We start from the raw sequence: 16,415 nt of genomic DNA on the forward strand, positions 1-16,415 counted from the left end.
ATTAAGTGTATAGCCTCAAACCTTTTCCCTCTTCCACTCTACCAATTATCCACGCTTGGATACCAAGATGGTCAAGCTTCTCATCCATAAGAGGACGCATCTCCTCTGGGAAGGTAAAGAGAAGTCCTCCGGATGTGTTTGGGTCTGACAGAAGCAAAAGCTGCCACCATTCAAGCCCTTCGTTGATTACATGGTCCTTAACAAAGTTGTAATTATCTAAGGCTCCCTTAGGATGTATCTTTTGCTTTACGAAAAATATGGACTCTTCGTATACAGGCACCTGAGAAAAGTTTATAGAAAGCATAACTCTTGACTTTTTTGCTATGTTGTACGCATGCCCCAAAAGACCAAAACCAGTCACATCTGTGCAGGATGTGGCTTTAAGGCTCTTTGCCAGTAAGGATGCCTTATGGTTGAGGGTGAGCATGTAATTTATAGCTTCTTGGATGTTCCTTTCGGTTATCTTTCCCTCTTTTATAGCCTTGGTGAGTATGCCAACACCTATGGGTTTTGTGATAGCAATAAGGTCGCCTAGCTTTGCACCCTCCTGTGTCAGATAAGTGCCATCTTCACACACTCCTGTTACTGCAAGCCCAAACTTGGGTTCTCTATCATCTATAGTGTGTCCTCCCAGAAGGACGGTCTTTGCCTCCCTTAGCTTGTCAATGCACCCCCTCATAACCTCCTTCAAAACTTCTACCTCCATATCACAGTTGTTAAAACCTACGATGGCAAGGGCATTAAGGGGCACCCCACCCATTGCGTAAACATCACTTAGGGAATTTACTGCGGATATAGCTCCCCACAGGTAAGGGTCATTAACAATAGGAGTTATAAAGTCCACTGTGTGTATAAAAACTTTACCTCCGTATAAATAGACTCCTGCGTCGTCACCTACACCCAAAAGGGTGCGCTCATCCGTGTAAAGGTTAAGTCCCTTTATAAGGTTTTCTAGGTCCGCCGGACCCACCTTTGCCGCTCAACCAGAAGCCCTCACCAACTTCAAAAGCTCCGCCATAGTGTTTAAGTTTAATACCCCTCAAAGCTGTGCTGTTTTGAATATTTCAAAGTATGAAAAGGTAAAACTTTGAAAATTTAGGCGAAACCTGTCAAACCTTAACCCCCCAGCAGTGTGTGTAGGGTGCTTTTGTGAAAAAATTGACATCTTCCACAAACCCACTCAGAGCCACCAGACCCACAGCCCAACTCCTTGTAAAAATAGCATACCACACCTCCGCGACAAGGGGTGTGAAAGAGGGTGCGACTTGACACGACAAAAAAAAGAGGCTCTAAGATATCCAAAATCTCTTTTGGGAGGTGTATCATGAAGCTCAAAGGATTGCTTTTGGCAGGCTTGGCACTGCTGCCCTTTGCCGTGTCCTTACGGCACGCATCACCACAAATTTTGGAGGGTGTTTACCATGCTGAGGCGTAGGCTTTTACCTTTAGCTTTGGCAGCGCTTGCTTACTCGTGCGGTGGAGGCTCAGGAGACTCCGGCTCTACCACAAGCCCAAAGGCTTTAAAGCCCATGCAGACATGCGACTTTACGGTCAACACAACTAATGACACAGTGGATGCAAACCCAGGAGATGGAACCTGCGCGGACGCAAGCAACAACTGCTCCCTGCGTGCTGCCATAATGGAAGCCAACGCACTGGGAGGCACCAAAGTAATATGCCTTGGAACTAACCAGACCTACACTCTAAGCATAGACACTGCGGCAGGAGACGATAACACGGCGGCGGAGGATGACCTGGATATAAACACTAACAATAACAACGCCAACATCACCATAGAAGGCAACGGCTCCACAGTGCAGAGAGACCCAAGCCTTACCTGCAACCTGGACTATACGGAACAGGTGGGCGAGTTTCGCATATTCCATGTGCTAAGCGGTGGCAGTCTCACGCTAAAAGACCTGACGGTGAGGAATGGGTGCGCGGATGGTCTCTCTGGCGGCGGCATATACAACGACACGAACGGCACGCTGACCATCACTAACAGCACCATCTCGGGCAACAGCAGTGTCGGTGATGGCGGCGGCATATCCAACATCGGCACGCTGGACATCCAAAACAGCATCATCTCCAATAACAGCGCCGGCAGAGATGGCGGCGGCATATTCAGCAGCGGGATATTTACATCCATTTTTGTCAACATAGTCAACAGCACAATCTCCAACAATAGCGCTGACAGTGATGGTGGTGGCATATACAACTACACGAATAGCTATATGACCATTATCGGCAGCACCATATCTAACAATAGCGCCGGCTTCGATGGCGGCGGCATAGTCAACGGCGGCACGCTGACTATCCAAAACAGCACCATCGCGGGCAACAGCAGTGTCGGTGATGGCGGCGGTATAGAGAACTGGACTGGTACTGTGAATGCCAGTTTCGTCACCATAGCTAACAATACAGCAAATAATCAAGGCGGTGGAATATATAACCTTGACACCTTCAACATCAAGAACTCCATAGTGGCCAACAACACGGTGGGAGGCAGTCCACAGAACTGCTATATAGATGCTGGGTCAACTTTCACACCCTCTGGAGTGAACTTTGCAAATGACAACACATGCACGGGCTTTACGCAGGTGACATCTGCTCAGCTCAACCTCCAGCCTCTTGGCAACTACGGCGGTCCTACGCAGACTATTGCTCTTGGAACTGGCAGCGTAGCCATTGACGCGGTGACCGATTGCACAGACCTGAGCAGCAACCCGGTAAACACCGACCAAAGAGGTGTGAGCAGACCTCAGGGTACACAGTGCGATGCTGGGGCTTATGAGTATAATGGTCCACCTCCTACCACTTACACCCTCAGCATAAGTCCTACACCCACCAACGGCAACGTCACCAGCAGTCCTGGTGGTATAAACTGCGGAAGCTCTGGCAGCACTTGTAGCGACAACTTCACATCTGGCACAAATGTGCAGCTTACAGCCACACCAGACAGCGGATACACCTTTGCTGGATGGGGCGGAGATTGCTCTTCTTGCGGCACAAACACCACATGCAACATAACTATGAACGCCAACAAGACATGCAGCGCTAACTTTACTGCGACTTCTGGTGGAGGAGGAGCAGAAACACCACCAAACCTTTCCAACATCACATCTCCAGAGTTTGGAAACAGGGATATGGTAGACTTCAAAAACGTGGCTTTACTTACCAGAAAAGGACCTGCCATAATAAGGATAGAAAGCCAGAATGTTATCTTCATAAGCGGCATCAGGATAAACGAGTTGACGGGAGCTTTGCAGCAGCAGAACTTCATACTTGACCTGAACGCAGGAGAAAGACCTTGCGGAGCTCAGCAGTTTAACCTGTCAGGCTACTGCACAGTGGGAATAATCTTTGAGCCAAAGAGCGAAGGTAAGAAGGAAGCCTTCCTTGAGGTGTATTACAACACACCCAACCCAGTGAGAATATACATAACAGGCACGGGAGTATCTCAGCAAAGCCAGCCACAGCCACAGCCATCTCCACAGCCACCTGGTGCAGGTGGTGGAGGCTCATCAGGGGGTAGCGGCTCATCTGCAGGCACAGGCGGTGGAGGAGGTGGATGCTCTATGAGCAGTGGCGGAAGTCCACTTAACGCTCTTGCTTGGCTCATGCTGCCTGGTGCGGCTCTCCTTAGAAGACTGAGAAGGTCATAATCCCTTTGGGGGGGCTTTTGCCCCCCTTTTTCTTTGGTGCGTAATACCCACTCACTTGAGGGTTAAGATATTAACTATGAGAAGGCTTCTTTTCCTTTTCCTTTTTTTAGTGATGTCCTGTGGAGGAGGTCAAGAGAGTGCTCGCATTGTCCTGCGTATGACTTCTTCTCTTGCACCCTATTATACTAAGGTGTCCATTAGGATCTCCGGTAAGGAGTTTGAACCTATATTACAATCAAAGGAGGGGATTTTTTATCCGGGCGATAGGGTCAGCTTTGAGGTGAATATGCCCGAAGGCAAGGAGAGATTGATAGAGGCGGTTATATATGACCCAGAAGGTAAGCCCCTCTATTATGCCAGTAAGACCCTTGACCTATCAAAGGACAGCACGGTAATTATGGATATGAAGCCCTCTCAGAAAAAAGTTAATTCTTACCAGCTTTTTTCCGATGGCAAAAAACCCATCGGGAATGTGGTGTTTTACCTGTTTAGCGAAGACCTTTACAGTATAAATGCCAGCTTTTCAACCTCCCAGAACGCAGATGCTTATCCTTACATGGTAGGCTCTTACATGGCTTATTACGATGGGAAAGCTTGGAGGTTTCTTTACCTTCCGGAGCCTTCGGATGCGCATATCCTCTTTTACGGAAGGTATACATTGCCTGCAGAACTTCCACCGGGAATAGAAAGTATGAAAGTTTACGGGTCTTACGAAGGTATTCTGACAAGTACAGATAAGAGCTTAAGCCTCCTCTCAGAAAGGATGCTCTCTGATGGCACAGCCATCCTTACAGGTTTTTCTGATGGGATTTACTACTCAGTATCCAAAGGTAGCATAAGCTTTAAAAGAGCCTGTCAGGAAGAAGGTGAGTGCAGAAGCTTAAACATAGACATTACTGGAGAGAAGCCAGATACATACACCCTTTTTGCCTCTTACGGGGGTATAAGGTTTCCGGTTGCTTACGGAGAGCTTTTTATATACAAGCCTTACTTGACTTACTACCTTTACATGGATGGCATGGTAAAGGAGCCTTGCGTCATGCGATACAGCATTTTCACGGAGCTAAAGGATTTTACGGGAAGTGCCGGTGTAAGCATAAACCTCAGGGCTGTGAGTTTTGAAGGCATAAAGCCAAATGCCACTCTCCGTCTTTATTCAACAGATGGCAACTTTGAGATGGAGGGACACTGCGAGAGCTCTTCAAAAGGTATTCTTAAAATACCTTATTGGGATAGTCTTTATGCAGAAAGCATCTATCCTGATGGCAAGGTGGTAGGTGTCTATCTAAGACCAGAGGATAATAGCTTAACTTTTCCAGATGTTGACCTGGAAGTCTCTGCGTATGAACTAAAAGATAACTACCTGCTTTTGGAGTTCAAAAGAGGCACCACCTTAGCTTGGTGTTCTCTCAAGCTGTTTTCTGAGGGTTTTGAACTTACCGTTGACAAAATTCCCCCTTGGAGAAGCTATTTAAAGTTTAAAAGGCTGGAAAACTTCTTTGATAAACTTCCTGACTACACACTAAGATGTTATTCAGAAGACGGCAGATACTATGTTGAGGTAAGCTCAGCACCAAAGAAAGTGCTATATTTATTAAGATGAAAATCCTATACTTTTCCATAATAAAGGAAAAACTCAAGAGGAGTGAAGAGGAGATAGAGTTTAAAGGTAGTGTAAGAGAGCTTAGAGTCATGCTCATGGAAAGGTATCCGGATATAAAAGAGCTTCTGAGCCAGGTTAAGTTTGCAGTCAACGAAGAGTATGTGAGCGATGATTATGTGCTTAAAGGAAACGAAAGGGTTGCCATTATACCTCCAGTAAGCGGTGGATAAAAGGGCTCTTGTTATTAGATTTTCCTCGTTGGGTGATGTGGTCCTTGCCTCTTGCGTTATAGACCCTCTCAAAAGCATGGGCTATAATCCTTACCTTCTTACCTTTGAACCTTACGGTGATGTCTTTGAGGATGACAGAAGAGTTTTTGTCATACAAACCAAAAGGGAAGAGCTTTTCAAGGAAAACACCCTTAAAAAGTTAAGGGGTTTTGACCTTTACCTTGACCTTCACAAAAACCTAAGGACAGTGCTGCTCAGGCTAATGCTGGGTGGAGACTGGAGAGTTTACAAAAAAGACACCTTAAGAAGAAGGCTGGCAGTTTACTTTGAGTCTTTCAGAAAGCCCTATAGCGTTGTTAATGCCTATCTGAGAGCAATAGGCTATGAGGATGGCAAACCAAAGATAGAGGTGTCTGAAAAAAGGCTGGGTTTTTGGAGAGAGCGCCTGGGAGATGACTTTTTGTGTGTAGGTCCTGGTGCAAGATACACCAAAAAGAGGTATCCTCACTTTGATGCTCTGGTGGAACTTTTGGTGAGGGAAGGTTATAAGGTGGTGCTTGTAGGTGATAAAAGGGACAGAGCTTTGACAGAGGGGTGGAATTGCATAAACCTCTGCGGAGAGCTTTCTCTTGTTGATACTCTTGCGGTTATAAAGCTTTCTCGTGTTTTTGTAGGGAATGACTCTGGACTTTTGCACATGGCAAGAGCGGTAGGCACCAAGGCGGTTCAGATATATGGAGGCACACATCCAACCTTTGGCTTTTCTCTTTCAAAAGATGAAGGACAAGTGCTGCTCAAAGGGCTCAGGTGTCAACCTTGTGATCCTCATGGAAAAGGAGAGTGCAAATGGGGAACTTACGAATGCCTAAATATAGAACCTGCAGTGGTAAAGGACAAAGTGCTTAGGTTAGCCTTTCAAGGAGGTTATTAGCTCCGTTGAGCTTTTGGTAGGCAGAAGATATGACATAGTAAAGCTGTTCTCCCTCCGCAACGGTAAGGTCGTAGAGTGTCACACCCATGTCTTTGAGTACATTGTAAAGGGTTGTGTAAAGAGATTCGTCCAGCTTCCTCTCAGGGTTGGGTATGTTTCTGTATATGCTAAGTATGTAATCACACATACCCTTTATGCTTCTGGCAATGTTTAGCACTTCTTCGTCAAAGCTGTACATCTGAAGCACCTCTTGGTAGAGGTCCTCTATCTCCTTAGCAACGCTCTTAAAGAGCATGTCCTCAAGGTAAGCTATGTCCATGGCTCCAACCTCATGTATAATTTGGGTCAAGTGATAAAAATTTTCAAGACCCACCTTTATAAAATCTATCAACTCTCTCCATTATCTCCTCTACACTATTCACATGTTCAACACCTTCAATATTATGGGTTTTATAGCCTACCACATACTTTTCCAGTATTAGGGCATAAGCTATTTCCGACAGGGTCCCCCAGTGTCCACCTATTGCGATAACCATATCACCACTTGCTACCACTATGGGATTTCTGTTCCAGTTCATACCTGTCTTTATCTTTATATCCACAAAAGGATTCGCCTCCTCTCCTGTGTAAGAAGGCAATATACCTATGCTGATACCTCCACCTTCCTTTACTCCCTTACAAACACCCTCCATAACACCTTCCCTTCCTCCACACACCACCAAGATGTTTCTCTTTGCCAGCTCCAGACCCACCCTGTAGGCAGTATGATACTCCTCCTGTGTAGCCACCGAGGAACCTATCACCGACACGACCCTTTTCATGCCAAACAAGAGGACACCAGATGTATTATATCCTCTCTAAAAGCCTCAAAAGCGGAGTGCTTTCTTAAAAGATGGTCAAGCAGATCCCTGTTTAAAGTGATGCTCCGCTCTTCCTTTTTTATAAGTTCAAAGCGCTGTCCAAACTCCATCAAGCTCTCATAATAGCCGGAGTTAGAAAAGAGTATAAATACTTCCGGAAAGTATTTGGAAAGTCTAAAGAAGAGCTTTTCTACTTGTATGCTTTTGTCGCCAACCCTGATATCAAGCAGGCCGTACTTTTCCCTAATATTCACCTTTACACCTTTTTCCCTTTCAAAGAGCATAAGGGAAGTAAAGACTATTGCGGATACTGTGGCAAGATCCACCTTCTGGTAATTGTCTCCAAGTATGTCAGCCTTTGAAGCTACTTCAAACCCATTTTCTTTATAAAGATACACATGGTTTAAACCCTCAGAGAAGGACAGGTACTTGCTATCACTTATGTGGGCTATTCTCCCCCCAGTTTTGCCAAAAATGTGCAGACCAGTGCTTGTAAGAAGGAAGGTATGATGTACATTATACTCTGCCTTTATTGGCTCTCCATCAAATTCTCCTGTAGAGAGAACCTCCATGTTTTCATCCATGTTCAGGATCTTTCCGTCTTTCCTTATGGCTATGGGACCCTCCTCACTTATGAGCATCATGCACACTTCAGTTAGTGCCTTTTCATTTACCTTACCACCCTCCTTATCAATCCTGTATATTTGACTCCTTGACGCCACATAAATACTATCGTCGGATGCGCACAGACAACTGAAAGGTTTCTCCATAAGATGGGATACGGGAGATCTTTTTATCTCCGCGGGAGAAAATCTCTCTAAGGGCATTCTAAAAAGACCTGTTTTGCCAAGAAGGTAAATCCCACTGTAGGTGCAGAATAAATCAATGAGATCTTCAGGAAGGGTAAATGTCTCTACGGTGCCATCCACCTTGCTTATTTTTGCCACCAGGTCCGCTCCTATACCGTAAAGGTGGTCCTTTGCATTCACCAGTTTACCTAAGTTTTTGGATAACTTTTCACTCCTCCAAAGAAGCTTCATCTTCTCTCCCTTCACGAGAGCTTCTTTGTCGTATGCTTCTACCCTATAATCGGTATGTACGTACACCCGCTTTTCATCACACAACAAATACATACTCTTTCCCTCCTTTAGGATATTTTACAAAGGTAGTCTTCTCTTTTTTATCCAAAAGATCAGCACAAAGCCTACAAAGGCTGAGGTGATAATCAGGGAAGCAGGTAGGGCTATGCTCCTGTTTATCCTCAAAAATGTGTCAAGTAGGAATAGAAAGAGAAGGTAAAAACCGTAAATGACCAAAAGAACCGAAAAAGCTTGCCACATCTTACTCAGCACCTTCAAATCAAACCTCCAACATGATTTCCATTGTTGCACTCACACATTCAGCCAGTGCTTTGAGATTATACCCACCTTCAAGGGCAAATAAAGATGGAACATTTAGCTCGCTGCAGGTGATGAGAATGCTTTTTACTATGTTTCTTACTCCCTGCGTGCTAACATTTAGGTAAGTGAGGGGATCGTCTTTGTGTATGTCATAACCTGCGGAGATGAGCACAAATTGGGGTTCATATTCTTTCATAAGTTTTGGTAACAAACTTCCGTAAATGCTTTCGTATTCCTCATCACCTGCACCTGCGTTTAGCGGTACATTGTAGGTGTATCCCAAGCCTTTTCCTGCTCCCCTCTCTTTGTCGGAGCCTGTTCCCGGATAAAAAGGATACTCGTGTGTAGAAAAGTAAAACACCCTATCCTCTTCGTAAAAGCTCTTCTGTGTGCCATTGCCATGATGGGCATCAAAGTCTATGATAAACACCCTTTTAAAGCCTTTATTCAAAAGGTACCAAGCACCCACAGCCACATTGTTGAAAAGGCAAAAACCCATAGCTTTGGAATACTCCGCATGATGCCCAGGTGGCCTGATGGCACAAAAAACAGTCTCCAACTCACCACTAAGGAGTGCATCTATACCTTCAAGAACTCCACCTACTGCGTAAAGAGCTACCTCGTATGATTCGGCAACCGCATAAGTATCAGGGTCCAAGTAGCCACCACCCGCCGAGCAAAAGTCGTGCACCTCCTGTATGTAAGTGGGGTCGTGGTTGAAAGCCACCTCTTCCACCTTTGCCCGCCTTGGTTTAATCCTTTCAACATGTTTTAGTATTCTATTTCTGTCAAGCCCTTGAACTATGCTTATGAGCCTATCCATGTTTTCTGGATGATTTTTCCAATTGTGTCTTAGATAAATATCATCATAAACCAAGCCTGTTTTCATACAGAAAAATTATATAATAAACATACGCCGGGTGAGAAATTCAAAAAGCCTGTAGTTTCTGAGTAAAAAAATGCATATACTCCAAGTTTACTATTTAAGAATATATTTAAGAATAGCCGGAGTTCCAGACACACCTTTGCAGAGAGAGTTAGAGCAGGAGTACAGAAGCTTTACAAAGCTCAGACGACAACATGTCTATAAATTCTTTTTATAGAGAGGAGGTTGAAGCATGGATAAAGAGGGTAGTGGAAACATTTGGTTCAGCGATAATCCAGATACTTTGATAGAAGATTATGAGTCTGTCCTTGAGTATCCTCCCGAATTGCCCGACGCCTATTCTCACCACAACTACTGGATGCTGACTGATATAAGGGATTCAATAGAACGCCTGGGACTTAGCGAGGATGAGAGAGTGAAAGCTCTTGATAGGGAACTCATAAAAAAGCTCAAAAAGTATGGACCACCCGCCTACAGAGAAAAAGAAAGGCCGGATTACTGGTGGTGGCATCTGGACAAAATTTATAAAGGCACTTATCCAGAGGAAAAACTTCCTGAGCATCTTAGAGATTTGCTAAAATAGTTTTAAACCTCAATGGATAAAGAGAAGAATCCAAACCCTCAGTTCAGCGATATTGAGGATCTTATAGAAGAGTACGATGCTCTACTTTCGTACCCCAATACAAAATACCCCTATGTATTCGTCTACGGTGGCTGGATGTTTTATGACCTTAGGGACCAGATACATGAGCTTGGGCTTGACGACCACCCTGAGGTTAAAAAGTTAGATAGGCAGTTTTTAAAAAAAGTCCTTGAGTGGGTAGTCCCTGACGATTACAAAGCCAAAAGAAAGTATCCCCATATGTGGTGGCATCACCTGGAGGAGATAAAAAGAGGAACCTACCCCAGGGAAAAGCTCCCTGAATACCTGAGAGGGATTTGCTAAAATAGTTTCAGGTTAGGGATAAGCTTATATTTATAAAGTCATGAAAGGAATAATCCTCAGCAGGCACAAGATAAAGGTGTATGGAAGGCAAGGTAAAATTTTGCCTAAGGGTGTGGAGGAGGAACACACGGCTTTTTTGCACAATCTTTTGAGCAACGACATAAAGGGTATGAAGGAAGGGAGTCTTTTGTACAACCTCTGGCTAAGGCAAAATGGAACACCCATTGAGGACTTTTTTGTTTATAAGCTTGGCAACTATTATCTTCTGGACACAGAAGGCGATGCAACCAAAATAACTCAGGAGTTTAGCAGGCTCAAGCTCTCTCTCAGGGTTTACTTTGAGGACCTCACGCAGAGTCTGAGTCATGCTTTTATTTTTGGTGAAGGGGCAAGGGAATTTGTAAAGGAGCGCTTTGGCGTAACTCTTGAGGAGGGGAATGTTTTGGAGCTGGAGGATATCCTTTTGGCAAGAAATCATATAAGACTGAGAGAAGAAGGATACGACATACTCGGTAGCATTCAAAAGCTAAAAGAGCTTCTTAAAGGAGTTGAAATGATTAGCTCTGAGGAATTTGAGGACATCAGGATTGAGAATTTAGTGCCGCGCATAAGGAAGGAGCTAAGAGAGGGCTTTTCTCCTCTTGAGGCCGGAGTGCTAAACTACGCCATAAGCCTAACCAAGGGCTGTTATGTGGGGCAGGAGGCTATAGCCAGAGTTTATTACAGAGGAAGGACCCCCAGGGTTCTGGCTAAGTTTGAAGCAAGGAATGTCAGAGAAGGCGATAAGATAAAAGAAGGAGAAAAGGACATAGGCATTATAACATCCGTAAATTCTAGGGGAGACTTGGCTCTTGGGTATATACTCAGAGCCAAAGCTAATATAGGAGAAGTCCTCCCCTGCACTGCAGGGGAGGTAAGGCTTCTGGAGATGGTTCAGCCGTAACTGACCTCTTCCTCTATGTGTTTTATTCTTAGGAGGGCATCGTCAGGTGTTACATTATCTCCGGGTTTGACAAAGACCTTTTCTACTACACCGCTTATGGGAGCGTGGATCTCGTTCTCCATCTTCATGGCTTCCACTATGGCTACCGTTTGACCTTCTTTTACTTTATCACCTTCCTTTACCAAAACCCTCACGACCCTTCCCGGCATAGGAGCAGTAGCATCACCTGGCTGGGTAGCTTTAGGTATGCCTTTCTCTTCGGCTTGTACTGCCGTTGGAGTGGGTCCTCCTTTTGGTATAGCTTCCACATGGGGCGTTATCTGCACCTCTTCCAGCCTCCCGTCCACCCTTATGTAGTACTTTCTGGGCTTTCCGGGCTCCTGATGAGCGCTCACACCTTCCACTTTTACTTTGAACTTCTCACCGTGATAGACGATTTCAAACTCAACAGGTGCTGCACCTGGAACAACACCTGCCTTTACTTCAGTTGTTTCAACAAGCTCATCAACTGGCTCAGGATGAAGTTCTCCCTTCTCTCTGGCTACAAAAAAGTCCTTTGCCTGCATGGGGAAGAGAGCATAAAGGAGCACCTCCTCATCTGTAGGCTCTCTTCCAAGTATAGCTTTTGTCTCTTCATAAGCCTTATCCCAGTCGTTGGGGTCTGCCAGGTCTGCAGCTCTTATGGAGAAGTCGGGTTCCTTTCCAGGACCGAGGATCTTCTCAGCCAGCTCCTTAGATATGGGACCGGGTGGCTTTCCATACTTGCCTTCCACATAGTCTCTTACCTCTTTGGTTATAACCTTGTATCGCTCACCGGATATCACATTGAGAACCGCCTGAACACCCACTATCTGTGAAGAAGGTGTCAGAAGTGGTGGATGCCCCAGGTCCCTTTCCACATTTGGTACCTCTTCGAGAGCTTCCTCTATTTTATCCAAAGCATTTGCCTCTATGAGCTGTGCCACCATGTTGGATATCATACCGCCGGGTATCTTGTGGATGAGCACTTTGGCATTTACACCAGCATACTCCGTCTCATACTTTTTGTACTTCTTCCTTATTTGCTTTACTATCTCAGCAAGTTCGTCCAACTTCTTCATGTCTATGCCTGTATCAAAGGGTGTTCCTTCAAGCATGGCAACCACGGATTCCGTCGCAGGGTGAGAAGAGCCAAAGGCAAGCGGTGAGAGAACAGTATCCAGCATGTCCACACCAGCCAGCACAGCCATCATGTGATTGACTATGGCGGTTCCGCTCATGTCGTGGTTGTGAAGTAGCACCGGAAGTTTTCCACCTGTGGCTTCCTTTATACCCTTTATTATGGCGTAAGTTTCAAAGGGCATAATTATACCCGTGGCATCCTTAAAAGACAGCCAGTCCGCACCCATCTCCGCTATTTCAAGAGCGTACTCTATCCACTTTTGGTAGGTGTGTATAGGACTTCTTGTATAGCTTATCTCGGCATGTGCCTCACCACCCAGCTCCTTTATGGCTTTTACAGCGGTCTTTATGTTCCTGTTGTCATTGAGAGCGTCAAACACTCTGAAAACGGTTATACCGTTTTTTATTGCTCTCTCCACAAACTTATAAACCAGCTTATCGGACTTGGGTCTGTATCCCACTATGTTTTGACCTCTAAAGAGCATCTGGAGCTTAGTGTTGGGCATCACTTCCTTTATGCGCCTCAGTCTCTCCCACGGGTCTTCTTTGAGGTATCTGAGGCACACATCATAGGTGGCACCTCCCCACACCTCAACTGCATAGAACCCCACCTTGTCCATAGCCTCACAGAGGGGCAAAAGGTCATCTGTTCTGACCCGAGTTGCCAGTTTGCACTGCTGTCCGTCCCTGGGCGTAAGGTCTGTTATGAGTATTTTCTTCCTAAAGCCTCCCTTTTCAAACTCTTTGAACTTTTCTCTTATCTCTTCCATAATCTCAACTGCTTGCATGTACTACACCTCCAGAGTTTTTATCAAAGCCCATGATAACTGGCTATTACTGCGGATATAAAAGCTACAAAGTCCTCTTTGTCTCTGTGTTCAGCGTAATCAAAAACATGGGGATGCTCCTCCAGGTACCTTGTGGTAAATTTACCATCTCTGAAGTCTTTGTCCTTCATGATGTTTATAAGGAGCGGTATGGTGGTTTTGACACCGGAGATCTCATAGGTTTCAAGAGCGGACCTCATTCTGTCAACGGCAACCTCCCAGAGAGGAGCCCACACGATGAGCTTGGCTATGAGGGAGTCGTAATAGGGAGTGATCTCGTAACCCTTTGATGAGGCATGTTCAACCCTTATGCCAAATCCTCCGGGCACATAGTATCTCTCTATGGTGCCTATGCTGGGGGCAAAGCCTTTCTTGGGATCTTCCGCGTTTATCCTGCACTCTATGGAGTAGCCGTTGAACCTTATGTCTTCCTGAGAGTACCTTAACCTTTCTCCTGCCGCTATCCTGATTTGCCACTTTACTATGTCAACACCTGTGATCATCTCAGTTACCGGATGCTCCACCTGAATGCGGGTGTTCATCTCTATGAAGTACAGGTTGCCCTTTTCGTCGGCTATAAACTCCATAGTTCCAGCGCTGTAATAACCTATCTCCTTTGCTGCTTTTACCACAAGAGAGCCGTAATACTCTCTTTGCTCAGGTGTAAGAAGGAGCGATGGGGCAATCTCTACAAGTTTTTGGTTTCTTCTCTGTATGGAACAGTCTCTTTCTCCCAGGTGTATAACATTTCCGTACTTATCTCCCAAAACCTGAAACTCAATGTGCTTGGGGTTTTCTATGTACTTTTCCAGAAGCAGGTCCCCCCTGCCGAAGGCTTTGACCGCCTCGTTGTAAGCGTTCTCGTAGTTTCTTACCAGCTCCTCCTCGTTCCTGCATATCCTTATACCCCTTCCTCCACCTCCCGCAGAAGCCTTTAAAAGCACAGGATAGCCTATCTCTTTGGCTATGCGTTTGGCTTCTTCTACATCTTTCAGTATGCCGTCGCTTCCAGGGACTGTTGGGACGCCCGCCCTTTTCATAACCTCCTTTGACCTGGCTTTGTCTCCCATAAGCTCTATGACCTTCCAGTGGGGACCTATGAAGGTTATGCCCTTCTCTTCGCACAATCTGGCAAAGTGCTCGTTCTCCGCCAGAAAGCCATAACCGGGATGTATAGCCTCAGCCCCCACCTCAAGAGCCAGGTCCACTATCCTTTCTGCGTTCAGGTAGGTATCCAGAGGATTTACACCTATCATGTAGGCTTCGTCCGCCATCTTTACATGCCTTGCGGTGGATTCAATCTCGTTGTATATGGCAACCGTCTGTATACCCAGCTCTTTACACGCTCTTATAACCCTGCAAGCTATCTCACCTCTATTTGCCACCAAAACCTTCTTAAACATACCTGCCTCCAAAAAGGTTAACTTAAAATTTCAACTCTGTACTCTATGGGTGCTACCTTGTTTATCATGTAGGCTATGGAGCATGTTCCCGGATCATAAATAGTCTTGTTAAGAGCCTTCTTTACATCTTCCTCACTCACCCGTCCTTTTACCTTCACCAACAGGTATATCTTGGTAAAAACCTTAGGGTATCCTTCCGTTACTCTTTCCGCATCCGTTTCTATCTCTATGTGCTGAGTTTCTTTGCCTTCCTTGTGAAGAGCTTCATAAAGGTGAATACCTACGCATCCGGCTATGGAGTGAAAGAGAAGCTCAGGAGGTCTTATGCCTCTTCCTTTGCCACCCACATACCCGGCGGCGTCTATGGGCACTTCCCTTCCGGACTCACCAGTGCCTACAAAGTGAAAATCCTCTTTTTGCACCACCTTCACCTTCATAAAAACCTCCTTACCACCTTAGTAAACTGGATTATTTATTATACTCTCCTTTACAAAAAGTGCTAACCAAAATCATGGGTTTTTAAACCTATCCGCTGAAAAAACATCCATGTAAGGAGTTTTTTCTCCTCTGACTAAATAACTTTCCACAAGCTTTGCAGTTATTGGAGCGTGAAGTATGCCGTTTCTGTGGTGTCCTGTGAGCACCAGATAGTTCTCTCCCACTTTAAAAATGGGCATACTGTCAGGTGAGGCTGGTCTAAAACCTACCAGAGTGGAGATGAGGCGGGCGTGCTTCATGGAGGGTATTATGCGAAGAGCATTCTCAGACAGGGTTTTTAAACCCTCAAGCGTTATGTCAGGATTAAAGCCATCCGTCTCGGAAGTAGCACCTACGTAAGTGTATCTACTTCTGGGTATTATGTAAGATACAGAAGAGTAATGCACTCTACTAACATAAACATCTTTCACCTTAAGGGCTTGTCCCTTTATTGGGAAAACGGGAAGGTCAAAGAGGGTTTTTATCCAGGCTCCCGTGCAGAAAAGATAAAAGTCCGCCTCATATTTGCCTTTTAAACCCTCTAAGTAAACGACTCTTTCCTCCTCCATGTGTGCCCTGACGATATGGTCAATGGTAAACTCCATCCCCATCCTGCTGACAGCAAAAAGAAGAGCATCCATAAGCATCTGTGCATCCACCCAGCCTTCTTCCGCATAGTGAATTATGCCCTGCACATCTCTGGAGAGCAAAGAGGAAGGCTCCAAAAGCTCCACCTTATATCCCTTTTCCGCATAAGCCTGAGCTTTACTGAAAAGCTCATCCTCACCTTTTAACACTACCCTGTTTATGCCCTCCATCCACAGGTCCACCTTCTGCCCGGATACATCCCCGAGAAAACTCACAAAAGACGGATACTCCTTTAAGCTCTCGTAAGAAAAATCAAAGAGGAGGCCTTCAAGCCCTTCGGAAAAAGGAGCTAGCATACCACCAGCCACCCACGAAGTTGCCTCCTCTGGGTTTCTGGTTATTACGCTCACCCTAAAACCTGCATAAGAAAGCAAAAGTGCTGAGCTAAGCCCTATAACTCCGCTTCCTATTACAATGATTTTTGTCATGGTATAT

The 16,415-nt window shown here is 45.4% G+C and carries 17 protein-coding genes; 7 read left to right on the forward strand and 10 right to left on the reverse strand.

Translation table 11 applies throughout. The annotated features are described in order from the left end of the window. Position 1: 1 nt before the first annotated feature. Positions 2-970 carry a selenide, water dikinase SelD gene (gene selD, locus HTH_RS06960; RefSeq protein WP_012964009.1) on the reverse strand — a complete coding sequence of 323 codons (969 nt, stop codon included), beginning with the start codon at positions 968-970 and terminating at the stop codon, positions 2-4. Positions 971-1,421: 451 nt separating this feature from the next. Between selD and HTH_RS06965 the strand changes: the two genes are divergently transcribed. From HTH_RS06965 to HTH_RS06980, 4 genes are all read left to right on the forward strand, one after another. Then, complete coding sequence (locus tag HTH_RS06965; RefSeq protein WP_012964011.1) at positions 1,422-3,665, forward strand: choice-of-anchor Q domain-containing protein; 2,244 nt, start codon at positions 1,422-1,424, stop codon at positions 3,663-3,665. Positions 3,666-3,741: 76 nt separating this feature from the next. Further along, positions 3,742-5,268, forward strand: coding sequence for a hypothetical protein (locus tag HTH_RS06970; RefSeq protein WP_012964012.1), 1,527 nt, complete (start codon positions 3,742-3,744; stop codon positions 5,266-5,268). Beyond that, on the forward strand, positions 5,265-5,498 hold the full coding sequence (gene moaD, locus HTH_RS06975) for a molybdopterin converting factor subunit 1 (RefSeq protein WP_012964013.1): 234 nt from the start codon (positions 5,265-5,267) through the stop codon (positions 5,496-5,498). Before HTH_RS06970 ends, moaD begins: the two co-directional genes overlap by 4 nt. Beyond that, positions 5,491-6,429, forward strand: a complete 939-nt coding sequence (locus tag HTH_RS06980) for a glycosyltransferase family 9 protein (protein WP_012964014.1) — start codon at positions 5,491-5,493, stop codon at positions 6,427-6,429. The genes moaD and HTH_RS06980 overlap by 8 nt, the downstream gene beginning before the upstream one ends. On the opposite strand, the gene HTH_RS06985 is transcribed toward HTH_RS06980, so the two are convergent. Genes HTH_RS06985 through HTH_RS07005 form a run of 5 tightly spaced genes read right to left on the reverse strand, consistent with a single transcriptional unit; the run spans position 6,401 to position 9,578 of the window. Beyond that, positions 6,401-6,748: a hypothetical protein gene (locus HTH_RS06985; protein WP_012964015.1), complete on the reverse strand. Its 348-nt coding sequence runs from the start codon at positions 6,746-6,748 to the stop codon at positions 6,401-6,403. The genes HTH_RS06980 and HTH_RS06985 overlap by 29 nt on opposite strands. A 43-nt stretch (positions 6,749-6,791) precedes the next feature. Then, positions 6,792-7,250 (reverse strand): TIGR00725 family protein, encoded by a 459-nt coding sequence (locus tag HTH_RS06990; RefSeq protein WP_012964016.1) that lies wholly within the window; start codon positions 7,248-7,250, stop codon positions 6,792-6,794. After that, positions 7,247-8,422, reverse strand: a complete 1,176-nt coding sequence (locus HTH_RS06995; protein WP_012964017.1) for a hypothetical protein — start codon at positions 8,420-8,422, stop codon at positions 7,247-7,249. The genes HTH_RS06990 and HTH_RS06995 overlap by 4 nt, the downstream gene beginning before the upstream one ends. 24 nt (positions 8,423-8,446) lie before the next feature. Continuing rightward, complete coding sequence (locus tag HTH_RS07000; RefSeq protein ID WP_232500477.1) at positions 8,447-8,641, reverse strand: hypothetical protein; 195 nt, start codon at positions 8,639-8,641, stop codon at positions 8,447-8,449. Between the two features lie 7 nt (positions 8,642-8,648). Then, positions 8,649-9,578: a histone deacetylase family protein gene (locus HTH_RS07005; protein WP_012964019.1), complete on the reverse strand. Its 930-nt coding sequence runs from the start codon at positions 9,576-9,578 to the stop codon at positions 8,649-8,651. 229 nt (positions 9,579-9,807) lie between these two features. Between HTH_RS07005 and HTH_RS07010 the strand changes: the two genes are divergently transcribed. The 3 genes from HTH_RS07010 to HTH_RS07020 are packed head-to-tail and all read left to right on the forward strand — an operon-like array spanning position 9,808 to position 11,464. Next, positions 9,808-10,158: a hypothetical protein gene (locus HTH_RS07010; RefSeq protein WP_012964020.1), complete on the forward strand. Its 351-nt coding sequence runs from the start codon at positions 9,808-9,810 to the stop codon at positions 10,156-10,158. Between the two features lie 12 nt (positions 10,159-10,170). Next, positions 10,171-10,521, forward strand: coding sequence for a hypothetical protein (locus tag HTH_RS07015; protein WP_012964021.1), 351 nt, complete (start codon positions 10,171-10,173; stop codon positions 10,519-10,521). A 40-nt stretch (positions 10,522-10,561) separates the two neighbouring features. Continuing rightward, positions 10,562-11,464 carry a YgfZ/GcvT domain-containing protein gene (locus HTH_RS07020; protein ID WP_012964022.1) on the forward strand — a complete coding sequence of 301 codons (903 nt, stop codon included), beginning with the start codon at positions 10,562-10,564 and terminating at the stop codon, positions 11,462-11,464. Here HTH_RS07020 and cfiA read toward each other — a convergent pair. The 4 genes from cfiA to HTH_RS07040 all read right to left on the reverse strand — a co-directional run bounded on the left by cfiA (position 11,455) and on the right by HTH_RS07040 (position 16,408). Continuing rightward, entirely contained in the window at positions 11,455-13,413 is a 1,959-nt protein-coding gene (gene cfiA, locus HTH_RS07025) for a 2-oxoglutarate carboxylase large subunit (protein ID WP_012964023.1), read from the reverse strand. The genes HTH_RS07020 and cfiA overlap by 10 nt on opposite strands. A 23-nt stretch (positions 13,414-13,436) precedes the next feature. Then, positions 13,437-14,855 (reverse strand): acetyl-CoA carboxylase biotin carboxylase subunit, encoded by a 1,419-nt coding sequence (accC, locus tag HTH_RS07030; RefSeq protein ID WP_012964024.1) that lies wholly within the window; start codon positions 14,853-14,855, stop codon positions 13,437-13,439. A gap of 17 nt (positions 14,856-14,872) precedes the next feature. Further along, complete coding sequence (locus tag HTH_RS07035) at positions 14,873-15,292, reverse strand: OsmC family protein (protein ID WP_012964025.1); 420 nt, start codon at positions 15,290-15,292, stop codon at positions 14,873-14,875. A 72-nt stretch (positions 15,293-15,364) separates the two neighbouring features. Continuing rightward, entirely contained in the window at positions 15,365-16,408 is a 1,044-nt protein-coding gene (locus HTH_RS07040) for an FAD-dependent oxidoreductase (RefSeq protein ID WP_012964026.1), read from the reverse strand. Between the last annotated feature and the right edge of the window lie 7 nt (positions 16,409-16,415).

The sequence above is a fragment of the Hydrogenobacter thermophilus TK-6 genome (assembly GCF_000010785.1).
Lineage (GTDB): Bacteria > Aquificota > Aquificia > Aquificales > Aquificaceae > Hydrogenobacter > Hydrogenobacter thermophilus.

Coding starts and splice junctions, on each gene's coding strand:
- HTH_RS06990 (WP_012964016.1), bottom strand. CDS start 7,250: ATGAAAAGGGTCGTGTCGGTGATAGGTTCCTCGGTGGCTACACAGGAG.
- accC (WP_012964024.1), bottom strand. CDS start 14,855: ATGTTTAAGAAGGTTTTGGTGGCAAATAGAGGTGAGATAGCTTGCAGG.
- HTH_RS07015 (WP_012964021.1), top strand. CDS start 10,171: ATGGATAAAGAGAAGAATCCAAACCCTCAGTTCAGCGATATTGAGGAT.
- HTH_RS06995 (WP_012964017.1), bottom strand. CDS start 8,422: ATGTATTTGTTGTGTGATGAAAAGCGGGTGTACGTACATACCGATTAT.
- moaD (WP_012964013.1), top strand. CDS start 5,265: ATGAAAATCCTATACTTTTCCATAATAAAGGAAAAACTCAAGAGGAGT.
- HTH_RS07005 (WP_012964019.1), bottom strand. CDS start 9,578: ATGAAAACAGGCTTGGTTTATGATGATATTTATCTAAGACACAATTGG.
- HTH_RS07035 (WP_012964025.1), bottom strand. CDS start 15,292: ATGAAGGTGAAGGTGGTGCAAAAAGAGGATTTTCACTTTGTAGGCACT.
- HTH_RS07020 (WP_012964022.1), top strand. CDS start 10,562: ATGAAAGGAATAATCCTCAGCAGGCACAAGATAAAGGTGTATGGAAGG.
- HTH_RS06970 (WP_012964012.1), top strand. CDS start 3,742: ATGAGAAGGCTTCTTTTCCTTTTCCTTTTTTTAGTGATGTCCTGTGGA.
- HTH_RS07040 (WP_012964026.1), bottom strand. CDS start 16,408: ATGACAAAAATCATTGTAATAGGAAGCGGAGTTATAGGGCTTAGCTCA.
- cfiA (WP_012964023.1), bottom strand. CDS start 13,413: ATGCAAGCAGTTGAGATTATGGAAGAGATAAGAGAAAAGTTCAAAGAG.
- HTH_RS06965 (WP_012964011.1), top strand. CDS start 1,422: ATGCTGAGGCGTAGGCTTTTACCTTTAGCTTTGGCAGCGCTTGCTTAC.
- HTH_RS07010 (WP_012964020.1), top strand. CDS start 9,808: ATGGATAAAGAGGGTAGTGGAAACATTTGGTTCAGCGATAATCCAGAT.
- HTH_RS06985 (WP_012964015.1), bottom strand. CDS start 6,748: ATGGACATAGCTTACCTTGAGGACATGCTCTTTAAGAGCGTTGCTAAG.